General features: G+C 39.7%; 23 protein-coding genes and 1 pseudogene. 7 read left to right on the top strand and 17 right to left on the bottom strand.

Features of this window, described 5'->3' with window-relative positions; translation table 11 throughout:
- Window positions 1–149: 149 nt before the first annotated feature.
- The 12 genes and pseudogenes from R6U77_RS14210 to R6U77_RS14155 form a co-directional block, all read right to left on the bottom strand.
- On the bottom strand, window positions 150–1829 hold the full coding sequence (locus R6U77_RS14210) for a DUF6138 family protein (protein ID WP_319836133.1): 1680 nt from the start codon (window positions 1827–1829) through the stop codon (window positions 150–152).
- A gap of 97 nt (window positions 1830–1926) precedes the next feature.
- Window positions 1927–2784 carry a YwqG family protein gene (locus tag R6U77_RS14205; RefSeq protein WP_319836132.1) on the bottom strand — a complete coding sequence of 286 codons (858 nt, stop codon included), beginning with the start codon at window positions 2782–2784 and terminating at the stop codon, window positions 1927–1929.
- A gap of 21 nt (window positions 2785–2805) precedes the next feature.
- Window positions 2806–3642 (bottom strand): CbrC family protein, encoded by an 837-nt coding sequence (locus tag R6U77_RS14200; RefSeq protein WP_319836131.1) that lies wholly within the window; start codon window positions 3640–3642, stop codon window positions 2806–2808.
- Entirely contained in the window at window positions 3639–4379 is a 741-nt protein-coding gene (locus R6U77_RS14195; protein WP_319836130.1) for a WGR domain-containing protein, read from the bottom strand. Before R6U77_RS14195 ends, R6U77_RS14200 begins: the two co-directional genes overlap by 4 nt.
- A 134-nt stretch (window positions 4380–4513) precedes the next feature.
- On the bottom strand, window positions 4514–4948 hold the full coding sequence (locus tag R6U77_RS14190) for a hypothetical protein (protein WP_319836129.1): 435 nt from the start codon (window positions 4946–4948) through the stop codon (window positions 4514–4516).
- Between the two features lie 83 nt (window positions 4949–5031).
- Complete coding sequence (locus tag R6U77_RS14185; RefSeq protein ID WP_319836128.1) at window positions 5032–5424, bottom strand: nucleoside deaminase; 393 nt, start codon at window positions 5422–5424, stop codon at window positions 5032–5034.
- The gene (gene yfkAB / locus R6U77_RS14180; protein ID WP_319836127.1) at window positions 5417–6538 is read right to left on the bottom strand and encodes a radical SAM/CxCxxxxC motif protein YfkAB; all 1122 of its coding nucleotides are present in this window, start codon (window positions 6536–6538) and stop codon (window positions 5417–5419) included. The genes R6U77_RS14185 and yfkAB overlap by 8 nt, the downstream gene beginning before the upstream one ends.
- A 62-nt stretch (window positions 6539–6600) precedes the next feature.
- Entirely contained in the window at window positions 6601–8421 is a 1821-nt protein-coding gene (locus R6U77_RS14175) for a dynamin family protein (RefSeq protein WP_319836126.1), read from the bottom strand.
- A gap of 203 nt (window positions 8422–8624) precedes the next feature.
- A complete protein-coding gene (locus tag R6U77_RS14170) occupies window positions 8625–10289 on the bottom strand; it encodes a sensor domain-containing protein (protein ID WP_319836125.1) in 1665 nt (554 codons plus the stop codon).
- Window positions 10290–10610: 321 nt separating this feature from the next.
- Window positions 10611–11603: a cyclophilin-like fold protein gene (locus R6U77_RS14165; protein WP_319836124.1), complete on the bottom strand. Its 993-nt coding sequence runs from the start codon at window positions 11601–11603 to the stop codon at window positions 10611–10613.
- Window positions 11604–11614: 11 nt separating this feature from the next.
- Entirely contained in the window at window positions 11615–12679 is a 1065-nt protein-coding gene (locus R6U77_RS14160; protein ID WP_319836123.1) for a PQQ-dependent sugar dehydrogenase, read from the bottom strand.
- A gap of 12 nt (window positions 12680–12691) precedes the next feature.
- Window positions 12692–13852 (bottom strand): annotated as a pseudogene (locus R6U77_RS14155) (MFS transporter).
- A gap of 119 nt (window positions 13853–13971) precedes the next feature.
- Between R6U77_RS14155 and R6U77_RS14150 the strand changes: the two are divergent.
- A complete protein-coding gene (locus tag R6U77_RS14150) occupies window positions 13972–14847 on the top strand; it encodes a LysR family transcriptional regulator (RefSeq protein WP_319836122.1) in 876 nt (291 codons plus the stop codon).
- A 193-nt stretch (window positions 14848–15040) separates the two neighbouring features.
- A complete protein-coding gene (locus R6U77_RS14145) occupies window positions 15041–15313 on the top strand; it encodes a DUF1450 domain-containing protein (protein WP_293920397.1) in 273 nt (90 codons plus the stop codon).
- 145 nt (window positions 15314–15458) lie between these two features.
- Here R6U77_RS14145 and R6U77_RS14140 read toward each other — a convergent pair whose 3' ends face one another.
- Complete coding sequence (locus R6U77_RS14140; RefSeq protein WP_319836121.1) at window positions 15459–16448, bottom strand: YhdH/YhfP family quinone oxidoreductase; 990 nt, start codon at window positions 16446–16448, stop codon at window positions 15459–15461.
- Window positions 16449–16554: 106 nt separating this feature from the next.
- Here R6U77_RS14140 and R6U77_RS14135 point away from each other — a divergent pair, with 106 nt between their 5' ends.
- The 3 genes from R6U77_RS14135 to R6U77_RS14125 all read left to right on the top strand — a co-directional run bounded on the left by R6U77_RS14135 (window position 16555) and on the right by R6U77_RS14125 (window position 19005).
- On the top strand, window positions 16555–16977 hold the full coding sequence (locus R6U77_RS14135) for a MarR family winged helix-turn-helix transcriptional regulator (RefSeq protein WP_319836120.1): 423 nt from the start codon (window positions 16555–16557) through the stop codon (window positions 16975–16977).
- Between the two features lie 4 nt (window positions 16978–16981).
- On the top strand, window positions 16982–17227 hold the full coding sequence (locus tag R6U77_RS14130; RefSeq protein WP_319836119.1) for a hypothetical protein: 246 nt from the start codon (window positions 16982–16984) through the stop codon (window positions 17225–17227).
- A gap of 191 nt (window positions 17228–17418) precedes the next feature.
- Complete coding sequence (locus R6U77_RS14125; protein ID WP_319836118.1) at window positions 17419–19005, top strand: catalase; 1587 nt, start codon at window positions 17419–17421, stop codon at window positions 19003–19005.
- A gap of 256 nt (window positions 19006–19261) precedes the next feature.
- On the opposite strand, the gene R6U77_RS14120 is transcribed toward R6U77_RS14125, so the two are convergent.
- The gene (locus R6U77_RS14120; protein WP_319836117.1) at window positions 19262–19876 is read right to left on the bottom strand and encodes a uridine kinase family protein; all 615 of its coding nucleotides are present in this window, start codon (window positions 19874–19876) and stop codon (window positions 19262–19264) included.
- 451 nt (window positions 19877–20327) lie between these two features.
- On the opposite strand from R6U77_RS14120, the gene asnB reads away from it, so the two are divergent.
- The gene (asnB, locus tag R6U77_RS14115; protein WP_319836116.1) at window positions 20328–22154 is read left to right on the top strand and encodes an asparagine synthase (glutamine-hydrolyzing); all 1827 of its coding nucleotides are present in this window, start codon (window positions 20328–20330) and stop codon (window positions 22152–22154) included.
- 24 nt (window positions 22155–22178) lie between these two features.
- Window positions 22179–23144: a C39 family peptidase gene (locus tag R6U77_RS14110; RefSeq protein ID WP_319836115.1), complete on the top strand. Its 966-nt coding sequence runs from the start codon at window positions 22179–22181 to the stop codon at window positions 23142–23144.
- 243 nt (window positions 23145–23387) lie between these two features.
- Here the strand turns inward: R6U77_RS14110 and leuD are convergent, their stop codons facing one another.
- From leuD to leuB, 3 genes are read right to left on the bottom strand one after another with little or no spacing between them, the layout of a single operon-like run.
- A complete protein-coding gene (gene leuD / locus R6U77_RS14105) occupies window positions 23388–23978 on the bottom strand; it encodes a 3-isopropylmalate dehydratase small subunit (protein WP_319836114.1) in 591 nt (196 codons plus the stop codon).
- 13 nt (window positions 23979–23991) lie between these two features.
- The gene (gene leuC, locus R6U77_RS14100) at window positions 23992–25398 is read right to left on the bottom strand and encodes a 3-isopropylmalate dehydratase large subunit (protein ID WP_319836113.1); all 1407 of its coding nucleotides are present in this window, start codon (window positions 25396–25398) and stop codon (window positions 23992–23994) included.
- Window positions 25399–25413: 15 nt separating this feature from the next.
- On the bottom strand, window positions 25414–26514 hold the full coding sequence (gene leuB / locus R6U77_RS14095) for a 3-isopropylmalate dehydrogenase (RefSeq protein ID WP_293920420.1): 1101 nt from the start codon (window positions 26512–26514) through the stop codon (window positions 25414–25416).
- Window positions 26515–26622 lie beyond the last annotated feature (108 nt).

Here is a 26622-nt window from a genome sequence, read left to right as displayed (position 1 = left end):
ATAAGGCTACGATAGTATTTTGTCTATCATATCATGCAAGAAAAACAAACTAACGACCACTCTAGAAGTCAATATAGCTATGTGAGGAATCTCTTTACCACTTGTGGAATAAATTTATATGCATCTCACTTCGCCTCATTATGAAAGCTTTATTCGTAGTCCTCCATCCATTCTGTTAATTTTCCCAGCATTTCTTTGATGGGAGATAGCGCTTGCTCAATATGCTGTGCTAGCTCTCTTGAACTACCAAAAATTCGATAAAGTACATATCCACGTTCATAGTCCTCTTTTTGCTCTAGCTGATGAATCAATTCAGCTAGTAGCTTTGGCTCATCAAACACCAAGCCTATTAATGGCTCAAGCTCTCCTTCATTAGCACTCAACAAAATATCTAGCAGTACTGGCAATGTGTCTAATGATAAGTTATGCGCTGCAAGAAATGCTTCTGCATAGCCATTTTGCACAAGCTGATGCTCACAATCAACAAGTGACATATAATGCTGCACGAGTGAGAAATACGCATCACTGTATAGCCCTAGACCAAAGACTGCATACGTTCCAGGCATAGCCGATAACTCGCTAGGCTCTACATCCTCATACCATGCATATTCCTCCATCGCAATTTGTGCGTAGTCTGCTATCAATGGGTACAAATTAGGATATGCAAGGCAATTTGCAAAAAACTGATGTAGCTCAGTTTTCGCAAGTCCCTGCATAGGCAAATAATTTTCTTGCTCACTCTCAAGCTGCAAATTATAGCCTTTGACAAAGCCCTCTTGTAGCAAACCAATGATATACTGCAGCGCTTCACGATAAGCTTCTTCCTTCTCCATAAGGATTTGGATTGTAATGATTTTCAAAATATCATTGGCTACACCTTGAAAATGTACAGTTTTGCTTGCATGCTTACAAATGCCATGCTGTAAGTAAATCGCTGCCTCTTGTGAACCAAGCTGCTGTGCCAATTCAATATATTGTTTACGTGTGTCAGGCTCTTTTGCTCCGATTTGCAGCGCAATGTAAACAAAGAATGTCAACTCCTCCTGTGTTGGCCTAAGCTCTGAATTCAATCTCCACCCTGTTGTATATTCCCCCTCCGATTCAAAGTAAATCGATAAAATATTTTTCTCCGCCCAATCTTTAAATGCCATTGTATAATCATACATCCATTGATTGAGGCGCTCTTCATTTCCACGATACTTGTCCGCTATGCGTTGCCTCAACGGTTCAATTACCGCCTCATGCTGCACAAAAAAGTCTGGATTGATTAGGTGACGCGCAAAGAAAAACCCATCTTTTTCAGCAGGACGTACAGGTAAATCAGCCATTATTTTTGTTTCAATAAAAGCAGCAATTGTTTGTTTCGCTGCTGCAAGCTTCTCTTGATTGATCAGCTCTTTTTGATAGCTAATCTCACGCCCCTCATGCTCAAATTCCAATATTATTTGAAATCGATAATCAAAAAGCTTCGCATGAAATTTATTTGATTGGAAAACTTCATCCATTTCCTTGCATAATGTTGAAAATAATGCTTCTATGTGGCTTATATCAGTTATCTCCCGCATGTAATCACCCGCAGCAATCTTATACGCATCATCACTCCAGCTAAATGGCTCATGTGTATCAATCGAAATCGTACCATAGTGAGGTGTTCCCCATTGTAATTTATTCAATTTTTTCGATGTCCATTTCACTTTTACATAATGATGAACACCTAGATGAAGCTGACTCCAATCTTTTATCTGACTAATTCTATCGTTTTCCTGCTGGTAAAAATGTTCTAGCTGCTGCCATACCTCTGTCCAAAACCGTGCTATATATTGCGACAAATTCATGTCCTCCTTTTCTTCATCAAAAGCAGTTTTACATATGGATTGCCTTGCTATCCCCTATCCAAACATACCTTTAGACGTCATGACTACTAGCCTAGTAACATTGCAAGATTGTCCACACTTTATCGAAGGCTTTATTTTGGCAGTCTTGCTCGCGGATCCAGAAATAAAGCTTACCACTGTCGCCCCACATATAACCGAGATCATCCTCAGAATCAAGCTGTAATAGTAAGCGCCAATCTTTTGCTTGTGGCTCTAGCTCCTTGCGTAAAGGATGCTCGTAGCCCGTTGAATCACCACAGTATAAACCGTTTGTGACAAGTTGGCATTGTAAATACATATCCCCTTGAATCGTATTCGGGTGACCATCAATGCGATGCGTTGTCTGCTCGGTCTCCTCTTCGTCCACCCAATCAAATAAGAAGTCATTGTAGGCCTCTTCTTGCTCCTCTGTTAAAAGATCAGTTAATATTTGACCATCAGGAGATTCCCAATCGGGTAATGTCCATTCGTTTTTAAAATGCAATATCGCGCTATCAATGTGCTCCCTTAAAATGCTAGGTTGTTCCATACGTTGGAGCTTCTCTTCGGTAAAGTGAACAACTCGAAAGCCATCGTAGTCATTCGGGTCATAGCCCCATGGTTGCCTCTCCGCATCATAGAAAAAGGATAAGAGTCCTTTTGCAGGCAGTAAATTACTCGAATCAAATGGCTTTATCTCTGCTAAATTCAATTGACATAAAAAATATAATGGGTGTTGATCATTTGTCTGCGGCCATATAAAATCTGTTGGTACATCTGGTGCACCACCGATTTTCGATTGACCAATTTGAATTTCATTCTCTATGGTTGGCGTGGCAATCGCCCGTATTGAATTTTTAGCGAATTGTAGGATTCGGTCTGTCACCTCACCAAGCTCAAAATCTTGCAATGCTGTACGCAGTTTTTCCATCGTCCTTATCCCCTTTACGAGTTAATCAAAATCTGAATAAAGCACGTATTGCTGGCATTCTAAACATTGGAATAAATAGCCTTGATGCGAACCATTATTGCGCAAACTAGCAGCTAGTTCTTCATTGCTGTAGTCATCATAATGTGTTAACTCCTCTGTAATGCCCATCGCTACAAGCTCATCCCAGCCAACATAGTTAATAAATGCACAGTAATCTGTGCAATGGGCAAGCCAATTATTACCTTGCCAGCTAGAATAGCCTGGTGTGCAGTGCAATACCTCATTTGTATAGTCAGCATTGTTAACAAGCTCTGGATTGAGTAAATCTTGCTGAAATTCGCCATCAAATTTTTTAGCTGCACGTCCACTATGAATACAGCTTGGGCATAAATATTCAACTTCCTCAATTGCGTATATCCCACCTTTATAATAAATATCGACTTCCTGTTCACAGCAATCACAAACAACGATTTCACCTGTTTCGAAAATATTTGCTTGCATTGGGTTTGGCATATATTTAAACATTGGTAAAGGGGTATTCAGCTTAGCTTCCTCTCGAATGACACGCGGTAATAAAGGTGTCACATTTTGTGGGTTGTCAATCCAATAGCGAATGGCACCATATTTTTTCTGATCTTTTTTATTGTGCAAGTCCATAATCGATGTAAAAATTTTGTATGCCTCATCATACATGCGCAACAGGCAATAGATTTCTACAAGCATGCGTAAATTAGCCTCAGTTGGTTCGGCTTGTTTCACTTGCTCCTTTAATTCATGCATAGCATTAATCTTTTCAGCATTTGTTGCATTAAAGGATTTCCTTTGCTCCTGCCATTGTGCTATAAGATATTGTGTCATAATGATTCCTCCACAGTTGCTTCAAATGCCAATAAATCCTCATACATTGTTTGCTGTGTTTCAGTGAAAGCACTAGCTGTATACATTATCGCAAAGCGTTTTAGTGCCAATAAGGCTTTATTCTTTAATTTTGGGTCTAGCTGCCCTGTAATTTTAATTTGTGCAAACGCAGAGGAATAGGTCACCATATCACTTTGTTGCATATCTATTTCCTGTTTTTGCTTCATTTGCTCGACTTCTTCTTTATCTAATGTCGTGACAGCTATATATTGCATTCCCCATAGTTGCTCAACAATATATTGTGGAAGTGTTGAAAAGGCAATGGGGCGCTTTTTTCTAATCATTTCTTCTACTTCTGATAAAGTGTCTGAGCCTTCGTCACTACCAAAAGGAGCTTCCTCATCTCCACAATCATAATAAAAATCCTCTGTAAAATGAGCTACAAAGCGTGGATGAGATGTTTTTGGATGTGGTCCATACTCCACTGTGTCTATATAAAAACAACTTTCAAAATCAAAGGTTTCTGCTTCTTGATAGCCTTTTTTCACTTTGTTTGCAATCAGCTTTTTGGCTTCCTTTTCACAAGCTTCTAGTGAGGCATACTCCTTGACTTCATATTTCCCTATTGTTCCACTCTTGCCATAATGCACGCCGATTGCAATGTCACTGTAATCAATTGTCCAAAATTTATGTGACTTTTCATCTTGGTAAATAAAAGCTCTTCTGATTGGACTCACCCTCTCTTTAGTTTTACCCCCAAACCGAAAGTATGTTCTCTTTCGATTATAACATGTAGGTAATTTTTTGAAAACTCAATTTCCTTATGACTTTCGTACGAAAATTTATCACTGCTATATCCCTATTTTCATGCTTATTCTTCCTTAAGAAGAAGCCACATATTTTTCTCATCAAAGCCCGAAATGACACCGCTTATTTCGCTATGAATAGATTGAGACGTTGACCTATTACTACAGCCTTGAATCCTACCTACCGAAAAAATCGCTCCTTGTGGGTAAAAATATTGGATAACACCTGATATACGTTGACCGATAGCGTATTTTTCCTTTTCTATCTCCCATATTCGGCGAAATGGTTTCGTTGTATTGTGCCACATATGCTCAAATTGTTGAGCCGTTATTTGTTGACAATACTCATCGATATCTACTATTCCTTCCGCTAGGCAGTTATCCCTACAGGATATTTGGACACAATCATTCTCTTTTGTTATTTGACGTAATGCAAAGCCATGTTGATTTACTTCTATCCAATATTGAAACCCTTCAAAATCTACAAAAATATATTTCATATATACCCCTCTTTATCGTTTTTAATATTAAAAAATAACTGTTGAAAACAGCATAACAAATCATGCTCTTTCAACACCTACTATTACAATTGTTTAATTTGCAGCAATTTTCGTTCGGCTTGTGGCAGCTTTAATTCCGCATAAATCGAAGCAGATAAACCTTCTGGATGACAAGCATTTGCATAATATACTTCCGTAATATTTGTTAAGTACATTGTGCCTAAACACATTGGACAAGGCTCACCGCTTGCATACATCACCATACCTGATAGATCAAACGTTTGTAGCTTTTGGCATGCCTCCTTCACTGCAAGCGTTTCTGCATGTGCCGTTGGGTCGAGTGTCGCTTCGACATTATTCACCGCAGTTGCGACCACTTCTCCATCCTTAACAAGTACCGCGCCAAAAGGCTGTTTACCTTGTGCCGCATTCTCCTCCGCTAGCTTAATTGCTTGCGCCATAAATTGCTTATGCATGTGAATAGTCTCCCTTCACTGTACCACTTGTAAATTTTTGCGTTGGGTAATACATATTTTTTACGATAATGTTGGGACCTAAGCATTTGACAGCTGGGCAATGACAGTTAATGCTTGATGAAATATTAGTGCTTAGCCATTTTGTATAAATCTCTTCTAAAGAAGCAGTTTTAATATTACCAAGCGCTGCCCCATCATCTGTAAAATCGGAAACGGATACATCGCCAGTAAAAATATTTAAATTCATACGTGATCGACCATCTACATCATTGCGAATCGTAATGTTAGATGCTTCATGAATGCGGCTTAATAGCGCTTTGTCACGCTCATCTGTGCTGCATGGGTAAAATGGCAATGTGCCAAATAAAATCCAAATATCTTCGTTACGGAAATCTAAAATTTGATTCACTACATCACGATATTCATCCAAATTGATTACATCTAAGGCACTTGCAAAATCACTCGCATACATCGGATGGATTTCATGACGCTTACAGAGCATTTCATCGGCAACTTCATGATGAATTTTCTCAATGAACGGTACCGTGTTACGATTGAGCATCGTTTCAGCAGATACGAACATACCGCCCTTCGATAGCTCACGTGCATTATCTAAAATATTGCGATACAGTGATGCTCTTTTTTCAATAGAGGGCTTCTGCTCCATCATCGCAAATCCCGTTTCTACAAACTCCCGTTCATCGCACCAGTTATGCGAAATATGCATAACATCTAAATAAGGTGCTACGAGCTCATAATGTGACATTGGCAATGTTAAATTAGAATTAATTTGCGTCTTTATACCACGGCTTTTTGCGTATTTTAACAACGGCAACAAATTGTCACGAATGCCTCGTTTTGTTAACAACGGCTCGCCTCCTGTAAAGCTCATTACACGCAACGTTTCAACGCTATCCAAGCGCTTAATAATTTCCTCGCTCGGTATTGCTGCTGCTTCCTTTGTTTGCAATGTATAACCAACTGCACAGTGGGCGCAGCGCATATTACATAAGTTCGTCGTTGTGAACTCGATATTGGATAATGTTAATTTGCCATAACGGTCAATGTCATGATAGCTTTCCCATTGATCATAAGGTTTTGTCATTGTGCTCATAAAAAAACTCCCTTTCTACGTATACGATTTTCGCATATGTAAGGGAGTTTATCAATGTATTGTTATGACATCAGCTTTGCAGGCAGCTCCGGTAGCTCTGCTGATACAACGTCTGCTTCTGTTAAATGGAGCGGCTGTAATTTATATTTTGAATCGAAGTCACATTTAATAATCGTATGCTCATTTAATAAAGATGGCATTTGTTCATTTAAATGCTCATGCGGCAATAATAACGTCGAAATTGCATCAATTGCTGTGAGCGTTTCTTCTAGCTGCTCTGATGCTAGCAACGTATTCTCTGCCTGTAAAAATGGACGAATCGCATCGCGTACAAAGTTTTGTGCCTCAATAATGCACGTAAATTCGTTTAATTTATCGGAGTATGATTGCATAAATGTGCGCTCTTTTTGTTGCTGTCTGCTTATATCATTTACTTGCTGTAAAATCGCCTTTAAACGAGCCGCTGCAAGCTCTGTAATATGATTTTGCACCGCATAAAGCTGATTAAAAATATCGTTTTCCTTTTCTTTAATCATCGCAAATAGCTCTGCACAACGCTGTTGCAATGCATCAAGTCGCTCAATTTGCTCCTTGAAAAGGTCGGATAATTCCACGCCATTTCGCAAGCCTTCCCTTAAATCGATAGCGTATGTTTTTTCGAACTGCTTCTCAACTTGTGACAGTAGCTGCATATATTCTGTATGCCCTTTGCGATAATCGCGCACCGCCTCTTGATAAGCAATCGCCTGCGCTTCAAATTGCTCAATCGTTTCATCGCGTAAATAAAGCTCCGTCGCTAAAACTTGTAATAGCTGATACAATGTCTGAACAGATTTCAATACTTGGCTTGCTTGCTTATAGTCCTCTTCGAATGCAGCTAATATAGCTTTATCACGTTGCTGTAATGAAAATTCTACATTAGCTTCCTCCACATATTTTTTCACATTCGTCAATGCAGATAAATAAGGATCACGTTCTGGAATCATTTGTAATTCACTTAAAAAGCGGCTTAACCACTTGCTAAAGCGTTCAGCGGTGTGCTGCGATTTTTTAGCAGGGTCGTTACCTACTTCCTTTATAAGTTGTGTAAGCTGCGTTATATTGGAATCAATGAGTAGCTGTGTATTATTTGTTTTTTTCGCTTCAATTGCTTGTATTGCGGAAACACTAATCATTTTTTTACATAGTTCGCCGTATCTTGCAAGCTCTTCCTTGACAAAGTCACTTGCTGCGATGCCACGTTGATCAGTAGCATTAACCACGAAGTATGGCTTAATATTTTGCTGATTCATGTTTACTAATAAATTATATTCCTCTTCCGTTGCTGGTGAGCCATTGCGCAATACCCAAAAAACCTCCTGTACGCGCTCTAATATAATGCTTGAAAAATAAGCAGTATTTTCCGCCCCTGCCTGCAAGGAAATCGTGTCCACAATTGTAGCATGCTGCAATAATTCATGCTGAATATAAATTTCAATATAATCTAAATGCTCACGAATAATTTGCGCACTAAATGTATCTCCTGTTGTCAATAGCTCAATCTTATCAAGATCAAATGTAGCAATCATTCCATCTAAAAAATAGGCCTTCATACATTCACGTTCACCATATTTAATAAATGTATTGACACTTGTTGGATTTTTTGTGCTGACAGACAGTAGCTCTCTCCCCAATAAGGCATTAATTAATGTCGTTTTCCCTACGCGTTCCTTTCCTAAAAAAAGAATCGCCTCTTTTTCCTGCGCATCTTCAATAATTAGCTTTAGACGCTTCGTTGTGTCCATTATATATGTATTTTGCTCTAGCATAACATGCAATGGCTTCATGCGCTCAATCAGTTGATGTAATGAATTTTGCTCCACTTCTCCATTCCTCTCTATCATGGTGACGCAACCCCCATAGTAAATCTTATTTATTACTACCTTTAATGATAAGTCTATTTTGCTTAAAGATAAAAAAGCAAAAAGACCTAAATATTTACTTCACACGCTATAACAGTATGATTTTTATAGTAAAATATACATATAATAATGGTAGGGAGGATTTTTTTGAGAGTTAGTTGTCTGAAAAACGCTTTTTCAGACAACTAAGTGCGGAATGTTAATTTATGTGTTTCATAATAGCTAGCAGGTTGCGGCTTACCTAGCAAGTAGCCTTGAAAGTTGTCACAGCCCTGCTCAATTAAATAGTGCATCTGCTCTTCCGTCTCCACGCCTTCTGCAATCGTTGTGAAGCCTAGCTCATGCGCGACATGAATAATGCTTTTAATAATTGTCTTGTTTTTATCTGATGTAAGACATTTATCAACAAAGCTTTTATCGATTTTAATGCAATTAATCGGAAAATTGGTCAAATATTTCAGGCTTGAAAACCCTGTTCCGTAATCATCTAGCTCTACTTCCATCTCAATATCTCGCAATTTTTGAATGATGGCTATAACATGCTCGATATTAGAGCTAGCAACCCTTTCGGTAATCTCAACTTTCACAAAATGGGGAGGAACTTGATAAAGCTCACATAATTCTAGTAAACGAGCGATAAGCTTTGTATCAAAAAATTGGCGCAATGATAAATTAAATGAAACTTTAATCGACTCATTTACCGCCTGCTGTAGCCGAGCAAAATCATTTAGCATTAGCTCAAATAAAACGTAGCCTAATGATGTAATCAAACCTGTCCGCTCTGCTAATGGAATAAATTCCGATGGTGAAATAAAGCCTAACTCCTTATCTTCCCAACGAACAAGCGCCTCAAAGCCGATTAGCTCACCTTGTCCCGTCCATTGTGGCTGATAATACATCATAAATGATTTTAAGCGAATCGCTTCAAACAATTTGTTTTTTAATTGCAGACTTTTACGTGAATTTTCTAGCATATCCTGATGGAAAAAAGCATATGTATTTTTTCCATTCTTTTTCGCTTGCTCAATCGCCATGCTAACAGCATGAATCAAATCATAAAACGTGTGGGCATTTTCAGGGTAATAGGCAACACCGACACAAAATGTAATATAATAGCCACCATCTAAATAAGCAATTGGCATTTCAAAAGCTTGAAATAGTGCTTGGACATGCCTTGCCATTTGCTGGGGCTCCACTGAGCATAATAAAATGAATTCATCTCCATATGTTTTCGTTAAGGTCATTGGCTTATCTTCGCAAAATGCTAGTAAACGTTCTCCTATTGCCTTTAAAATATCATTAGCACAGTCCGTTCCTAAGCTTTCATTAAAGCTTTTAAAATCATCGATATTAATTTTCACTAAATAAAACGGCTCATTTTGCTGAATTTTGTGCTCCGCCATTTTCTTCAAAAAGACATGGTTTGGTAAGCCTGTTACCTCATCATAAATTAATCGATTTTCTAGCTCTAATGCTAACAGCTTTTTGTCTGTAATATCATGACGAATCGCTATATATTGATATGGCTTGCCATGTTCATTACAGGAGGGCACAATCGTTGTATCAACCCAGTAAATAGAACCATCTTTCGCTCGATTGCATATCTCGCCTTGCCATGTTTCACCAGTCTTAATTGTGTTCCACATATTTTTAAAAAACGATGAAGGGTGGTAACCAGAATTAATGACACGATGTGTCTTGCCAACAAGCTCTTCCTCTGGATACTTGGATATATCACAAAATTTTTGATTCGCATATGTAATACGTCCAGCAGCATCCGTTATGGCTAATATTGTTGTCGAATTTAATGCCATTTGGATATCATATACTTGCTTCAGCATCTTCTCCATCGTTCTCACCTCGATATTTTATCAATTCCTTATAAGAACTAATATAGTAATCATTTCGATATTTATCGTCAATAAGGCTTTTGCCTTAAAATAAGTTATGCCTTCAAGCAAAGCGGAAAACTCGATTTTTCTTTCTATATTATCATGCTTTCATGCCATCTTTTTAGATTATTTGCATTTCCGATAAAAATTTTTTCTTCCTTGAGCATGACTTTGGTGGCAACTTTACAAAATTGGCACAATATCGCGATAGTTTGAGGGACTAATACATAAAATGAGGGCTGTTCACTTTGAACGCCCCCTTTAGTCAATATACTATTTTTATTTTTCCTCCACTCGCTCAATTGTCACGGTAAATTCCCCTTGCATTTTGGCGAATTTTTCTAAGCCTGCCTCTACTTCTCCAAGCTTAATTAGCCCACTGGAGTAGCCAAAATCTTGATAAAACAATGCTAAATTCCCCCAAGGTGCATAATAGGCTAAATCCCCTATTGCTGGGTCTATCCCTGCCCCTGTTGCTGCTGTCGATAATTTTTTCGGCAAGTAGCTAATTTTTTCAGTTCCTGCATAATCTGCAAATGTTAATGTAAGCGGGAGCGCTGCAATCAAATCTTGCGTTGCGGCATTTTGTTCTAATTTAACGAGGACTTCCTCATTGTTAAAGCGCAGCTTGATTTTAGGAGCACTCGCCTCCTGTATGTAAACAGGCGGGTCAATTTCAATTGGCGCTGGAATTAACGACGGTGTTTCCTCTTGTTCTATATTTAATATGCGATACAGCCAGATTGCGTAATGTGCTCTCGTGACCGTTGCATCACGCTGCCAATCACCTGTCATAATACCGCGTGCATATAATGTTGCGACATAATCCTTCGACCAATGCGTACCTTCGCCTTGCACTAACTCAAACTGAAATGCTAAACATAAAATTTTCGCAATTTGTGCATGTGTCAACGCACCTGTTGGATTAAATTTCCCTTCAAAGCCATCGATAATGCCTGCACGGTAAAGGCGTTGAATATTGTTATAATATGGGTGATTGGTCGGTACATCTGTAAAGGTAGTTGCTGGTCTGATTGGCTCCAATGGCAGTACATGTGCTAGTAATTTTGCTACATGCTGGCGTGAAATGCCTTGCTCTGGCTTAAATGTACCATCTAAATAACCATTAATAATGCCTTCCTTTTTCATTGCCATAATTTCATTGTAGCCAGCATGTGTTTTCGGCACATCCTGAAAGGCGTGTGCTTGTATTGGAACAATGAGCGCTGGTGTTGCGATTGCAAGTGTAGCCATTAATAATTTATTACGCATATATATCCTCCTTATTTTAGCTCGATACGATATAGCTTATCGTCATTTTCTAATGGATTACCACGACCATCCGAGTTATTGCTAATGAAATAAAGGGTAGCCCCTTCAATCAATACATCGCGAATGCGCCCTAAATCTGTCACGACTTCGCGTGTTTCATTTGTTGCTAAATTAAATTGCAATAGCGCTGTGCCTCTTAATGCAGCTACATATAAAGAGTCATGGTAGTAGCCCATACCCGATGGCGCCCATGTAGTATCACTACCAGAGGTGAAAAGAGGTGATACTAAGCCATCTTGTGTTGCATTTCCTTCAATAATTGGCCAGCCATAATTTTGCCCTGCTTCAATTCGATTGATTTCATCATTAGCGCTAGTACCATGCTCACTTGCATACATCGTGCCGTCTGGCGCCCAAGTGATACCTTGTGGGTTGCGATGACCATAGCTGTAAACATAAGAGTTATCGAATGGATTGTCTGCTGGAATCGAGCCATCGAAGTTTAGCCTTAAAATTTTCCCTCCTAATGAATTGACATCTTGCGCAATATCGCGGTTAGAAGCATCACCTGTTGTGGCATATAGCTTGTCGTCTGGACCAATTTGCAAGCGTCCACCATGATGATAGGTGCCACTTGGAATTTCATCCAGCAGTAGAGTTGTCTCCTTCCATACATCTCCGTCTAATTGCAGTACAACAATTCGATTAAACTGCTCCCCTTCATTTTCGTACGTATAGTAGGCATACGCTTCATTGGATTGTGCAAAGTCGGGCGCGAGCACAAAGCCAAGCAGCCCTGCCTCAGATGCGGTTGAACGCTCCTTTTCTAGCTCCACACGCTGTGTCACCATCTCATCTTTTGTAATTTTAATAATATTTCCCGCTCTCTCCGTTATAAAAAAAGTATCATCAATTTTGCTTATTGCCCACGGTGCAGCTAAATTTTCCGCAACAATCTCAATTTTTTGAGCCGTGTCTGGTAGTTGCTGCTCAACCGCCGTATTTTGCGGCTCGTCAGCCGAGCAGCCAACAAGTAAAGCCGTTGTAATGAAATAGGATGCTAGCCATTTTTTCATCTTCATTCCCCCTTATGCTTCTGTTGTTTTGTACAATGTATTGCGCAATATAATACAAATAAATCCGATAATTAATGCAAGCATACCTACAAATAAAATATAATGCATACCGAATTGCGCAATAATAATGCCTGCAATGCTTGCGCCAATCGTTGTTCCTAAATTACACGATGTTAAAAATAAACCATTCGCAAAATCTGGTGCTTTTGGCGCCGAGGACATCATCCAATATTGATTAATATTGCCACCAACACCACCTAAAATGCCCCAAATTAAAATGATAATCGCTGTTGGAATAACCAAGTCCGCTGCAAAGAAGAAAACGATATATAGCCCAAATAGTATGACAGGATATAGCACCACCGTCCGAATTGAATTAATCGTTAGCAATTTCCCTGCCCACACATTGCCGATAATGTTCGCCAGCCCATAAACGAACAGCATCACGCTAATGATATACGGCGACATATGTGTCACCACATCTAAATATTCTGCTAAATAACTATAAATGCCAAATACTGCGCCATTTAAAAACGTTACAGCGAGAATTGACAACCAGGTAATGCCCTTTGTTAAAATTTTTAGCTGTGAGCCGTAAGAAAGTCTTTCCTGCACAGGCATTGACGGCACAAACAATAGCGTCATAACTAGTGCAAAAATGTTCACAACTGCAAAAAATGCTAGCGCAATTTCCAATGTAAACGTATTAGCTAAAAAATTCGATACCGGCACGCCAAGCACCATCCCTGCAGACACTCCTATAAATACTTTCGCCACCGCCTTCGGTGCTTCCTTCACCTAAACTGAAGTTGCTGCTACAGATAAAGCCATTGATACATAAACAGGGTGGAAAAAAGCGGGAAGCACACGCGCAACTAAAGCAACCGTGAAATTTGTTGTAAAAATGGAAATGATATTACCTATAATAAAAATAACAAGGACAGCCACCATCACCGTCTTGCGATTAATACCTGAAAACACTAAAGGTAATGTTGGGCCTGCAATCGCAATTGCCAATGCGAAAAGGCTCACCGTTAGCCCTGCCTGTGACACGCTAACATCGAAATGCTCTGACAGCGCTGGCAAAATACCGATATAGCCCATCTCGGTATTTAAAATGCCGAACACACCGACCGCTAATATAAAAATTAATAATTTTTTAGAACCCTTCATTGAATCAATCATCTCTTTCTTTTTTGTTAAATTCATTATAAAATGCTAGCATAAAAATAACCAATGCCTATATTGAATAATTTCATATAACAAAAAGGCATATAAAGGAGATGTTGCTTTTGGATATACGTGTCTTGCGCTATTTTATCGCAGTAGCTACACAGGAAAATATATCGGCTGCCGCTGAGGCGCTACATTTATCACAGCCTACACTATCAAGACAATTAACAAACTTAGAAGAGGAGCTTGGTACGACGCTTTTTATGCGCGGCAATCGCAAAATTTCGCTAACGGATGAGGGTATGTTTTTACTTGAACGCGCAAAGGAAATTGTTGATTTAGTAGATAAAACAGAAGCCAATTTTAATCACCCCTCTGATATTGTCAGTGGAGAAATTTATATTGGTAGCGGTGAAACGGAGGCGATGCATTTCATTGCAAAAACCATCAAAACAGTTGTCACACATCATCCAAATATTAAATTTCACTTATATAGCGGAAACGCAGACGACATTACAGTGAAACTAGATAACGGCTTGCTGGATTTTGGCGTTGTCATCGAGCCAGCAGATAAGCAAAAATATGATTATGTGCGCCTACCTGCTACAGATACATGGGGCGTGCTAATGCGCAAGGACAATCCACTTGCTAACAAAACAGTCATACAGCCAAAGGATTTATTAGATAAACCGTTGATTATTTCAAAGCAAAGTGCAGTGAGCAACGTCCTCTCAGGCTGGTTCGGCGCAGCAGTTGAAAATCTGCATATTATCGGCACATACAATCTACTGTATAACGCCTCTGTCATGGTAAAGGAGGATATCGGCTATGCGATTTGCTTAGACAAGTTAATGGACATTTCTGAGGAGAGCGCCCTTTGCTTCCGCCCCCTTCAGCCAAAGCTTGAGGCGAGGCTCGACATCATTTGGAAAAAACATCAAGCGTTCTCAAATGCTACGAAGGTATTTTTGAAATATTTAAGGGAGAGTCTTTAAATCTAGGTAAGTTCACCTGTAAAGTGCAAAAGATTTTGTGACTGCTACAATACATTAAGAAGCTCACCCAATAATATGAGTAGCTTTTTGTCCAGATTGTGAAAACGTAGGCAATAATTCATTCATTAGTTGTATAGCCTCTTGTAACAAAGTAATCTTAAAATGAAGATAACTAACAAAAAGAGGTATACCAATGTTTAAAAAACTTTTCCAACGATCAAAGCCGCAGCAGCTAAAAAATCAAGTTGAGCTTTGCGTATCAAATCGCATTTACGATAGTGAAGAAATCGATACACTATTAGCCCGTGAGGATATTGATATTCACGAGGTAGGCTGCAACTCGCAATGTGAAACGTGTGACCATCACTATTATGCCATCGTGAACGGTGAGACTTTAGCAGCAGATAGCGCATCTGAATTATTGCAGCAAATTGACGAGGAATTAACGCACAATTCGGTTGTCTAGCGTTTATTCTACATTTTCAAGTTTTTATTCTACGTTTTTTGAGTTTTATTCTACGTTTAGCTTAAAGCGCCCTGCTTTAGGCTTTTTTAATAACTTTAAGGCATAGAAAAAAACAGCCAACAATTGACGCTGGCTGCTCTTTCAACTATCTCATTTTAATAATCGTTCTTCCTAAATGCTGTCCGTTTTTCACTGCTTCAATTGTTTCTGGCACTTCCTCAAGAGGAATTTCTCGCGCTAATGTTGTCGCACTAATATTCCAGTCTTGCGCAATTTTTTCCCAAATTGGTGCACGCTTTTCAATCGGCACATTGACGGAATCGATGCCTAACAGATTAATGCCTCTTAAGATAAATGGTAGCACATTTGTTGCTAATTGTGCCCCTCCTGCATGCCCACACATTGTCATGCTTCCACCATAGTGAATTTGAGGAATAAGTGCTGCTGCAACCTGACCACCAACCGTATCTAATACATAATGATATTTCGCTTTATTTAATGATTTTTGAGAGTCTCCTATGTCTACTGCAAAAATAACCTCTGTAGCCCCTAAAGCTTTGGCTACATCTACTTGATGCTCTTTACGAACAACCGCTGTAATATTTGTATAGCCAATTTTTGATAAAATTTGCAGAGCGACACTGCCTACGCCACCCGTTGAGCCTGTCACTACAATTTGCGGGCTACTGCCAACAGACATGCCATGCTTTTCCAATGCCATAATAGATAATGCTGCAGTAAAACCAGCCGTTCCGAAAACCATCGCATCCTTTAGCGTCAGCCCATCTGGTAGAGGCACAATCCAATCAGCAGGAATGCGCGCATATTGTGCAAATCCTCCAGTATGCCTTACTCCAGTGTCAAAGCCTGTCACAAGCACCGCTTGCCCTTCGAAAAAGCGTTCATCTGTAGAATGAACAATCGTTCCACTTAAATCAATCCCTGGAATCATCGGATAATCTCGCACTACGCCACCGCTTGCTTGCACAGCTAACATATCCTTAAAGTTCACCGAGGAATACGCAACCTCGATGACTACCTCCCCAGCAGATAAATCGGAAAGCGATACATCCTCTAGCTTATACGTCACTTCATCGTTCATTTTTCTTACAACAATAGCTTTAAATAATTCCATAATAACCCTCCTTAATTCTCACTCAGAATACTTCTGTAACAAAAATATTTTCATACCGAAAATACCATGCTATGATAAATACTGTCAAGTGATGGAGGTGAATGACTTGAAATTAGATGAATGTATTAACTTTTTATTGAGTGTAGCCCAGCATAAAGTACACAAGCATTTTAACCATCAGTTAGAAAAATTCGACATTACCCCTGCCCAATATGGCGTATTAAATTGCTTGTGGATGGAAGGGAAAATTACCCCTAAAAGAATTGGTGAGTTACTTTATTTAGAAGCACCTACTGTTTCAGGCATATTAGATAAAATGCAAAAGATGAATTTAATTGAGCGTGAAATCGACCCCACTAATCGCAGAAACGTGTTCGTCACAAGCACAGAAAAAGCAAATCAACTGCGCAGTAACATTGAGGCAACTAGCATAGAAATGAATGAAAATGTACTACAAAAGCTGAGCGAGGAAGAAATAGCCGCTTTGAAAAAGGGGTTGGCTGCGGTCATTAAGGCTGAATTGATTTAAGAGATTGCTTTTCTATTCTAATCCCGAAGAATATTCATACCGTGATTCTCAAAATGCTTGGGTAGGTGGAGATGCTTACAATTACATTATTAATGCAGCCCAAGCCACCGCCTTCTTTGTATTATTTGCTGCCTTTTTCTTAGCATTTATCCTCATAAGAATTGGCTTAAAATTGCAAAGCGTTGACAAGCCTACCACCAATATTAATTTTGATGATCAAGATAATAAATATGGTGCTGATAAATGGTAAGCAGCATTTAGAGAATCTACTTAAACTTAGGACTAGCCTCATAGTATACATGAGCCTAGTCTTTTTTTATGATAAGCTCTCTAAGCAAGTCTCTCATTTTCTTTAAAACAACAGTACTCCTTTTTATTTAAATGTCTAGTTTGTGCCAATAATGGACAATATAAAGTTATCTACTAGAAAGGAGTTATACGATGACAAAGCAAAATGATTCGACAAATCCAGAGGATATGACTTTAACCAATCGGCAAGGGCATCCGATTACGAACAATCAAAATTTACGAACTGTTGGTAATCGTGGTCCTGCGACACTTGAAAATTACGACTTTTTAGAGAAACTTAGTCACTTTGACCGCGAAAGAATTCCTGAGCGTGTCGTACATGCTCGTGGTGCTGGTGCGCATGGTTATTTTGAAACATACGGCGTTGTTGGTGACGAGCCCATTTCTAACTATACACGTGCAAAAGTCTTTCAAGATAAGGGCAAGCAAACACCCGTATTTGTGCGTTTCTCTACGGTAATTCATGGAGGTCATTCCCCTGAAACATTGCGCGATCCACGAGGCTTTGCAGTAAAGTTTTATACAGAGGATGGCAACTGGGATTTAGTCGGCAATAATTTAAAAATCTTCTTTATTCGTGATGCCATTAAGTTTCCAGATATGATTCATGCCTTTAAGCCTGACCCTATTACAAATATTCAAAGTGTGGAACGCTTTTTTGATTTTTGTGCGAGCTCCCCAGAAACCTTCCATATGGTAACGTTAGTCTACTCACCTTGGGGTATTCCAGCGAACTATCGCATGATGCAAGGCTCTGGTGTCAACACGTATAAATGGGTAAATAGTGAAGGAAAGGCGGTGCTTGTGAAATATCATTGGGAGCCGCTGCAAGGCATTAAAAATTTAACACAAAAAGAAGCGGAAGAAATTCAAAAGGACAATTTCAACCATGCCACACAGGATTTATATGATGCGATTGAGCGCGGGGAATATCCTGAATGGGAGCTCTATGTTCAAATTATGGAGGACGGTCCACACCCTGAGCTTGATTTTGACCCATTGGATGATACAAAGCTTTGGCCAAATGATCAGTTTCCGTGGCATCTTGTTGGCAAAATGGTATTGAATAAAAATCCTGAGGATTATTTTGCTGAGGTGGAGCAGGCAACGTTCGGCACTGGTGTACTTGTCGATGGCTTAGATTTTTCTGATGATAAAATGTTACAAGGTCGCACGTTCTCCTATTCTGATACACAGCGTCATCGCGTAGGGGCAAACTATTTGCAGCTTCCAATTAATGCGCCGAAAAAGCATGTTGCCACAAATCAAAGCGGCGGGCAAATGATGTATAAACGCGATTTAGCACCTGGGCAAAATCCACATGTTAACTATGAGCCTTCCATGTTAAATGGCTTAAAGGAAGCAACACAAAGCGGCAAAGAGTATACGCCATATGTCGAAGGAAATCTTGTACGTGAATCAATTGATCGTCAAAGTAATACAAAGCAAGCTGGCGAAACTTATCGCAATTTTGAGCAATGGGAACGCGACGAGCTACTTGCCAATTTAATACGCGATTTATCAGCCTGTCATATCGATATTCAAAATGCCATGGTTGCTTTAGCAGAGGAAGCGGATGAGGAATACGGTCGCTTACTGAAGGAAGGCTTACAAAAAGCTCAAAGCGATGCTAATGCTTCCAAACCGCTTGGCAATACGAAGGGTGATAAAGCCCCACAAGATGCGATTAATAAAGGGCATGAGGCAGAGCCTTATTAAAGGCCATCTTATTATGAAAAAAAACTGTTGAAGAATATGCTAAAAACTAAGCAACCATCTGGCATCGTTCGAATATTGACACCAGATGGTTGCTTAGTCTTTTAAAGTTATCTAGTTGATAGGGATATGTCTATTGCAAGGAAAATTATTTGAAATACCATTTAAAATTATCGGAAATCTCATTCAACAATACGGTCCATTGATTAAATAAGAAAAATCCTGCATTGATACACAGGATTTTAATAAAACTTTTGCATTATTCATTTACAACTACTAAGTCAAATGTATTTAAAGGACGTAGCACTGAAAAATAATAATCTTCTACTGGATCCCATCGTAAATGCCAGTCTATATCATCTGTGCCTTCCCTTAAATTATGTCGTTTATAACGAATCTCTGATGGAACATTTACAAGTACTTTAAGATCAACCAAATCATTTAACCAATGTGAACTGTAAATACCATCAAGAATAATGATTTGTGAAGGTTCTTTCACTACCTTTTTGGATGATGACTCTGTCATAGACAAATAATAGTATGGTAAATATACTGCCTGTTTTCCGGTAAGTAGTGGTAAAAGTGCTTCATTGCGTATTCGTTCAAAATCAATACATAAACGGCATTTATTTTCCACTGAAAACGTATCCCAGTCTTCATCAGAGATTTTAATATTGAAGAAATCATCGCATTGTATAACTGTAGCTCCTAGAAGGTTAGCTACTTCAGACGCCACCACTGATTTACCAGCTCCACTACCGCCATCAATTGCTATAACAAATGGGCCTGTATGACTTTTTAAATGTTGTTCTATAGCATAAGCAATGCTGTGAACCGAGTCTTTTACATTATGAGATTGATGATTGTTATTCATAGTTACCCTCCCCTCCCTTATTATTAAGTCATTTTTTTAACAATAAAGCAATCGTATCGTTCCTTTCACACTATGCAATTCCAGCAAGTGCTATTGTTATACGAAGTTTTATTTTGTTATCAAACCTGCTAATTTCCACCTATTTTGATACTCGTAACAGCAATGATTCGTACATCGTTATGGAGGAAAAGCAACTGAAGATACTTTTATACTTATTGTAAATGAAAGGTTGTCTCTCCCCTTTCAAATCCAGCAGTTGACCAACAGCATAGTTTTTAGGCATAATACTACAGTAAGGATTAAAATAAGTACTGCGTATGGATGATTCCATTATTTATGTTTTTAAATGAACAGAAGCAATTGCTTCTGTCTAAAGTAGCCTGACTATTATTATTTGACATATAATCGAAGTACACATTTAAATAGAGATTTTTAAGGGAGATTAATAAATATGTGTGGATTTACTGGATTTATCGGCGAGGTGGACAATTCACCAGCCGTTTTAGAAAATATGATGAATCAAATTATTCATCGTGGACCTGATAGTGGTGGACAATTTAATGAAGGGATTGCCAATCTTGGCTTCCGTCGTTTGAGCATTATTGACTTGGCACATGGCTCACAGCCTTTATTTAATGAAGATAATTCGCTTGTGTTGATTTTTAATGGGGAAATTTATAATTTCCAAACGATTCGTGAAGATTTAATTGAAAAAGGGCATGTCTTTACAACACAGACAGATAGTGAAATTTTATTGCATGGCTATGAGGAATATGGACCAAAGCTTGTGCAAAAGCTGCGTGGGATGTTTGCGTTCGTTATTTGGGATCGCAATAACCAAAAATTATTTGCCGCACGTGACCATTTCGGGATTAAGCCATTTTACTATGGGCAAATGAATGGAACGCTGTTTTTCGGCTCGGAAATTAAGAGCTTTTTACCGCACCCTCATTTTACGAAAGAGCTAAATAAACAAGCATTGAAGCCTTATTTAACGTTCCAATACCCTGTGCTCAATGAAACGTTTTTTAAAGGCATTTTCAAGCTACCTGCTGCACACTATATGACGTATGAAAATGGACAGCTAACAATTGAGCGCTACTGGGAGCCAACATATGCGCCTGAGGAACGTCCTTTAGATAAAATTATCGAAGATATTGATGATGCGGTGCGTGAGTCTGTTGCGGCACACACAATCGCAGATGTAAAGGTCGGTTCCTTTTTATCAAGTGGTGTGGATTCCAGCTATGTGGCAAGCGTGCTACGCCCTGATAAAACATTTACGGTTGGCTTTAGCGCTGAGAACTTCTCTGAAATTGATAATGCAGTTGAATTATCAAAAGAGCTTGGTATCGAAAATGTCAATGAAACATTGAATCCAGATGAGTGCTTTGCTGATTTAGGTAAAATTCAATATATGATGGATGAGCCGCATTCGAATCCGTCGATTGTACCTCTTTACTATTTGGCACGTTTAGCTCGTAAGCATGTAACAGTTGTCCTTTCAGGTGAAGGTGCAGACGAACTATTTGGTGGTTATGATGAATATACAGATACGCCAAATATGAAAAAATTCAAAAGCCTCCCTTCTCCAATTCGTGCTTTAGCAAATATTGCCGGGGCAATTATGCCAAACAGCAAAATTGGTGGCTTAGCAAGACGTGCAAAATTGCCTGTTGAGCAAACATTTATCGGACAAGCGCGCATTTTTGAGGAGCATGAATCTGCAGCAATTTTAACAGATGATTTCAATAATGCTCCTTCTGTTCAAGATATCGTTAGCCCTTACTATAAAAAATTCCAAGGGCAGGATGATGTGACGAAGAAGCAGCTGTTAGATTTAAATTTATGGATTGTTGATGATATTTTACTGAAGGCGGATAAAATGTCGATGGCGCATTCGATTGAATTGCGTGTACCCCTTCTTGACCGTGAAATGATGGATGTAGCGGCATCTGTGCCAACACGCTATCGTGTCAATGAAGAAAATACGAAATATGCATTCCGTCAAGCAGCGCGTGAGGCACTGCCAGAAGCGTGGGCAAACCGTAAAAAAATCGGCTTCCCTGTACCAATTCGCCACTGGTTGCGTGATGAGAAATATGTCAAGGAAGTACGTGCACTGTTTAGCAGTGATATTGCTGCACAATTTTTCGATCGTGATAAAATTTTAGCATTGCTGGATTCACATATTGCAGGAACAACAAATAGCCAGCGTAAAATTTGGTCCATTTACATGTTCCTTGTTTGGTATAACGAATACTTTGTAAAGCAATAATTTTTTAGAAAGGATGACTGCGAATTGAGACGACTATTTTTGATGACGTTACTTTTCGCAATAGTCATCCTTTCGAGCTGTCAAAGTCCAAAGCTTTTGCCAGTAAATCATGAGGCTGCTAATTTTTCTGATGAGCTAACGATTTATACAGTAGAATTTTATAGTCGTGTTGCTGTACCACATGTGGAGGTTGCAATTGAGCAGCAAGGCACAGAGATTGCACGTGCCACATCGTCAGTGGATGGCATTGCTAAATTTGCACAGCTGCTAGAAAAGGAGCAGTATGAGGCAGTTATTTATCATGCGAATGGGCAGGAGCAATCACGCACTCCCTTTACCTTTGATAAAAGCAAACCAAACTTGTTTATTGAAACCATCTACCCTAAAGCGCAAGCTGGATTAGCTGTGCCTATTGTGTTGCAAAATCCAGAGCTACCAAATGGCTGTGAAATTACATCACTCACTGCGATGCTCAACTATTTTAGTATCGACACAGATAAAATGACGATGAAGCGCAACTATTTGCCGAGACAAGCAACAGAAATTCGTGGCGGGATACGCTACGGTCCAGATCCAGAGCTTGCCTATGCTGGCAATCCTGCAAGTGCAACAGATGGCTTCTATGTCTTTGCGAACCCTATTGCACAGGCGGCGAATACCATTTTAGAAGAACAAGCCTCGCCATTGCGTGCCTCAAATATTACAGGTGCTTCACAGCAGGAAATTCTTGCATATGTTGAGCAAGGCTACCCTGTTTTAACATGGGTCACAATTGATTGGCAAGCACCGCGAACGAATCGCTTTTGGATTGTTGAAGAAACAGGTGAAAGGCACCCTATTTACAGCAATTTGCATGCGGTTGTGCTGACAGGGGCAAGCAAAAATAGCGTCACAATTATGAATCCATTGCACGGCGATGAAATCGTCGATATCAACACGTTTTTCTCAAGCTACCAAGCACTTGGTTCGCATGCGGTTGTTATACAGTAAAAAGCGCCCTTTTATAAGGACGCTTTTTATTTATTAGCTAGTTTGATGATGCTATCGGTAAGTTTTAATGTTCTATCGGTAACTTTTACGCTTCTATCAGCAACTTTTAATGTTCTATCAGTAAGTTTTGCCTTTCTATCAGCAATTTCAAATATATCAGTAACTTCATTATAATAAAGTGCCTCACCACCTTAAAAAAGATGAGCCTAGTGTATCACTAAGCTCATCTTTTTCCTCATTATTCTATTCAAAGACGATACGCTTTGCTTCGTATGCAGCAATTTCGTCCTCATATTTGAATGTCAAAGCGATTTCGTCCCAGCCGTTTAATAGCATTTCTTTATAGTATGGGTCGATGTTGAAGCTATACACTTTTGATGCTGCTGTAACTGTTTGTGCCTCCAAGTTGACTTCGATTTCTTGTGCCTGCTGTAAGCCTTGTGCTAATAGCTCGTCACATTCTGCTTCTGTTAGCTTGATTGGCAAAATGCCATTTTTGAAGCAGTTGTTATGGAAAATGTCGGCGAAGCTTGGCGCGATGACTACGCGGAAGCCATAATCTAAAATTGCCCAAGGTGCATGCTCACGTGAGGAGCCACAGCCGAAATTGTCTTGTGCGACTAAAATTTCTGCGTTTTTATATGCTGGTTTATTTAGCACGAAATCCGTGATTTCATTACCCTCTTTATCAAAGCGCCAGTGGTAAAATAAAAATTCACCAAAGCCTGTGCGTTCAATGCGCTTTAAAAATTCCTTTGAAATGATTTGGTCTGTATCTACGTTTTTTCGATCAAGTGGTGCATATACGCTTTTCACAATATTAATTGGTTCCATCGTCTTCTCTCCCCTACGCTTCTTGCTTCTCTAGTTGTCGCACATCTACAAAATGGCCATAAATGCCTGCCGCTGCTGCCATTGCAGGGCTGACTAAATGCGTGCGTGCGCCAGCGCCTTGACGCCCTTCAAAGTTACGGTTTGATGTAGATGCACAGCGTTCACCAAATGGAATGACATCCTCGTTCATACCTAGACACGCTGAGCAGCCTGATTCGCGCCATTCAAAGCCTGCTTCGATAAAGACTTTGTCTAAGCCTTCTGCCTCTGCAGCGATTTTCGTTGAGTGAGAGCCTGGTACTACAATACCTGTTACATTTGGATGTAGTTTATTGCCTTTGACAACACTTGCGGCTGCACGTAAATCGGATAGGCGTGAATTTGTACAAGAACCGATAAAGACATGCTGAATTTCGATTGATGTAATCGGCTGTCCCTCCTCTAGACCCATGTAAGCAAGTGCTTTTTGTAGCGCTTGTTTATCTGATTCGTTGTCATAATCGGCTGCTGTTGGTACAGTTTTCGATACACCTGTACCCATCGCTGGGTTTGTTCCCCATGTTACGACAGGCTCGATTTCATTTGCATCAATTTCTAAGACAACATCATAGCTGGCCCCTTCATCTGATGCAAGGCTTAACCAGTAGGCTGCTGCCTCATCAAATTGCTTTTGTGGTGCGAAGCGACGACCACGTAAAAATTCAACTGTCGTTTCGTCAGGGGAAATTAAGCCTGCTTTCGCTCCTGCTTCAATGGACATATTACAAATCGTCATGCGCTCTTCCATCGTTAAATTGCGAATCGCCTCACCTGTATATTCCACGATATGCCCTGTGCCGACACCGATGCCCCATTTTGCGATAATCGCTAAAATGATGTCCTTTGCTGTTACGCCAGCGCCAAGCTTGCCGTTTACGCGAATTTCCATTGTTGGTGGCTTCGTTTGCCACAATGTTTGCGTCGAAAGTACATGCTCTACTTCCGATGTACCGATACCGAATGCAATTGCACCGAATGCACCGTGTGTCGATGTATGTGAGTCACCACAAACGATTGTTTTCCCTGGCTGTGTTAAGCCAAGCTCTGGACCGATAACGTGAACAATCCCTTGGTCTGGATGCCCCATATCTGCAAGCTGTACACCAAATTCCTTGGCATTGTCTGCTAATGTCGTAATTTGCTTTTTCGCGATTGGGTCATTGATTGTCGGTAAATTTTTCGTTGGTACGTTATGATCCATTGTCGCAAAGCATAGGTCTGTGCGGCGCACTTTGCGGTTATTTAAGCGCAAGCCTTCAAATGCTTGCGGGCTTGTTACTTCATGAATTAAATGCAGGTCGATATATAGTAGGTCGGGCTTGCCTGCTTCTTGATGTACGATATGTGATGCCCAAATTTTTTCAATAATATTTTTTGCCATTGTACTCACCAATCCTTAAATGTATGAAATCATAATACTGTCTGAAACAAAGCTCGTATCAATTTCATTAATTACTTTATCTGTCCACTCATCTGTAGATAAAACGCGTGTTCCATCCTGTGCTAAGTCTGCTGTGAAGTAACCATCATCGAATACGGCACTCACGGCACGCTCAATTTCTGCTGCCTCTTCTTTTAAGCCGAATGAATATTGTAGCATCATCGCCACCGATAAAATCGTTGCAGCTGGATTGGCAATGCCTTGACCTGCGATTTCTGGTGCTGAACCATGCACCGGCTCATACAAGCCGAAGTTATCACCGCGAATTGAAGCGGATGGTAATACACCTAAAGAGCCTGTAATAACAGAGGCTTCATCGCTTAAAATATCGCCAAACATGTTTTCTGTTACAACGACATCATAATGACCTGGATTTGTAATCAGCTTCATGGCAACGGAATCGACTAAATTATGCTCCACTTGCACATCAGGATAGCTTTTCTTCTTTTCTTCTACAACTTCACGCCATAAACGTGATGTATCTAACACATTCGCTTTATCTACAGAGCAAAGCTTACCTCGGCGTAATCTCGCTAGTTCAAAGGCATTGTCTACAATGCGCTCAATTTCCTCACGTGAATATACGCATGTATCAACAGCTGCTTGTGCTGTTTTTTTACGTGGTTCGCCGAAATAAATGCCGCCTGTTAATTCACGCACTATCATTAAATCAACGTTTTCTGCCACCTCGCGCTTTAATGGAGAAGAAGCAAGTAAACTTGGGAATGCCTTCACTGGACGGAGGTTCGCAAATAAATCAAAGTGCTTACGAATTTGTAGCAAGCCTTTTTCTGGGCGTAAATGCGTTGGGTTGTTATCCCACTTCGGTCCACCTACAGCACCTAATAAAATTGCGTCACTTTGCTCACACATTTGAATCGTTTCATTTGGCAGTGGGTTATTGAATTGGTCGATTGCTGCACCACCAATCGCAGCGTAGCCTAAATGAAATGTATGATTGAAACGTTTGCCAATCACTTGTAATACTCGAACTGCTGAAGCAATTACTTCAGGTCCAATGCCGTCTCCAGGTAATACTGTAATTTTCTTTTCCATAAAAAACACCTATCCTTCTTCGCGTTATTCTTTGAAGTAATGCGAGGCATTTGCATAGCCCCGCATTCATTTCTATCCCGTATTCACGGGCAGTAATTGCTTTGCTAT

Origin of the sequence: Lysinibacillus louembei (genome assembly GCF_033880585.1) — a bacterium.
In the GTDB taxonomy this organism is placed as follows: Bacteria; Bacillota; Bacilli; order Bacillales_A; family Planococcaceae; genus Metasolibacillus; species Metasolibacillus louembei.
Note: the sequence above shows the minus strand (reverse complement) of the source record. Positions and strands in the feature narration are given on the sequence as shown.

What these genes read in the sequence shown, in the direction of transcription:
- R6U77_RS14205 (WP_319836132.1), bottom strand. Translation starts at nt 2,784, where the DNA reads ATGGAAAAACTGCGTACAGCATTGCAAGATTTTGAGCTTGGTGAGGTG.
- R6U77_RS14200 (WP_319836131.1), bottom strand. Translation starts at nt 3,642, where the DNA reads ATGACACAATATCTTATAGCACAATGGCAGGAGCAAAGGAAATCCTTT.
- R6U77_RS14190 (WP_319836129.1), bottom strand. Translation starts at nt 4,948, where the DNA reads ATGAAATATATTTTTGTAGATTTTGAAGGGTTTCAATATTGGATAGAA.
- R6U77_RS14185 (WP_319836128.1), bottom strand. Translation starts at nt 5,424, where the DNA reads ATGCATAAGCAATTTATGGCGCAAGCAATTAAGCTAGCGGAGGAGAAT.
- yfkAB (WP_319836127.1), bottom strand. Translation starts at nt 6,538, where the DNA reads ATGAGCACAATGACAAAACCTTATGATCAATGGGAAAGCTATCATGAC.
- R6U77_RS14175 (WP_319836126.1), bottom strand. Translation starts at nt 8,421, where the DNA reads ATGATAGAGAGGAATGGAGAAGTGGAGCAAAATTCATTACATCAACTG.
- R6U77_RS14170 (WP_319836125.1), bottom strand. Translation starts at nt 10,289, where the DNA reads ATGGAGAAGATGCTGAAGCAAGTATATGATATCCAAATGGCATTAAAT.
- R6U77_RS14165 (WP_319836124.1), bottom strand. Translation starts at nt 11,603, where the DNA reads ATGCGTAATAAATTATTAATGGCTACACTTGCAATCGCAACACCAGCG.
- R6U77_RS14160 (WP_319836123.1), bottom strand. Translation starts at nt 12,679, where the DNA reads ATGAAAAAATGGCTAGCATCCTATTTCATTACAACGGCTTTACTTGTT.
- R6U77_RS14145 (WP_293920397.1), top strand. Translation starts at nt 15,041, where the DNA reads ATGTTTAAAAAACTTTTCCAACGATCAAAGCCGCAGCAGCTAAAAAAT.
- R6U77_RS14140 (WP_319836121.1), bottom strand. Translation starts at nt 16,448, where the DNA reads ATGGAATTATTTAAAGCTATTGTTGTAAGAAAAATGAACGATGAAGTG.
- R6U77_RS14125 (WP_319836118.1), top strand. Translation starts at nt 17,419, where the DNA reads ATGACAAAGCAAAATGATTCGACAAATCCAGAGGATATGACTTTAACC.
- R6U77_RS14120 (WP_319836117.1), bottom strand. Translation starts at nt 19,876, where the DNA reads ATGAATAACAATCATCAATCTCATAATGTAAAAGACTCGGTTCACAGC.
- asnB (WP_319836116.1), top strand. Translation starts at nt 20,328, where the DNA reads ATGTGTGGATTTACTGGATTTATCGGCGAGGTGGACAATTCACCAGCC.
- leuD (WP_319836114.1), bottom strand. Translation starts at nt 23,978, where the DNA reads ATGGAACCAATTAATATTGTGAAAAGCGTATATGCACCACTTGATCGA.
- leuC (WP_319836113.1), bottom strand. Translation starts at nt 25,398, where the DNA reads ATGGCAAAAAATATTATTGAAAAAATTTGGGCATCACATATCGTACAT.
- leuB (WP_293920420.1), bottom strand. Translation starts at nt 26,514, where the DNA reads ATGGAAAAGAAAATTACAGTATTACCTGGAGACGGCATTGGACCTGAA.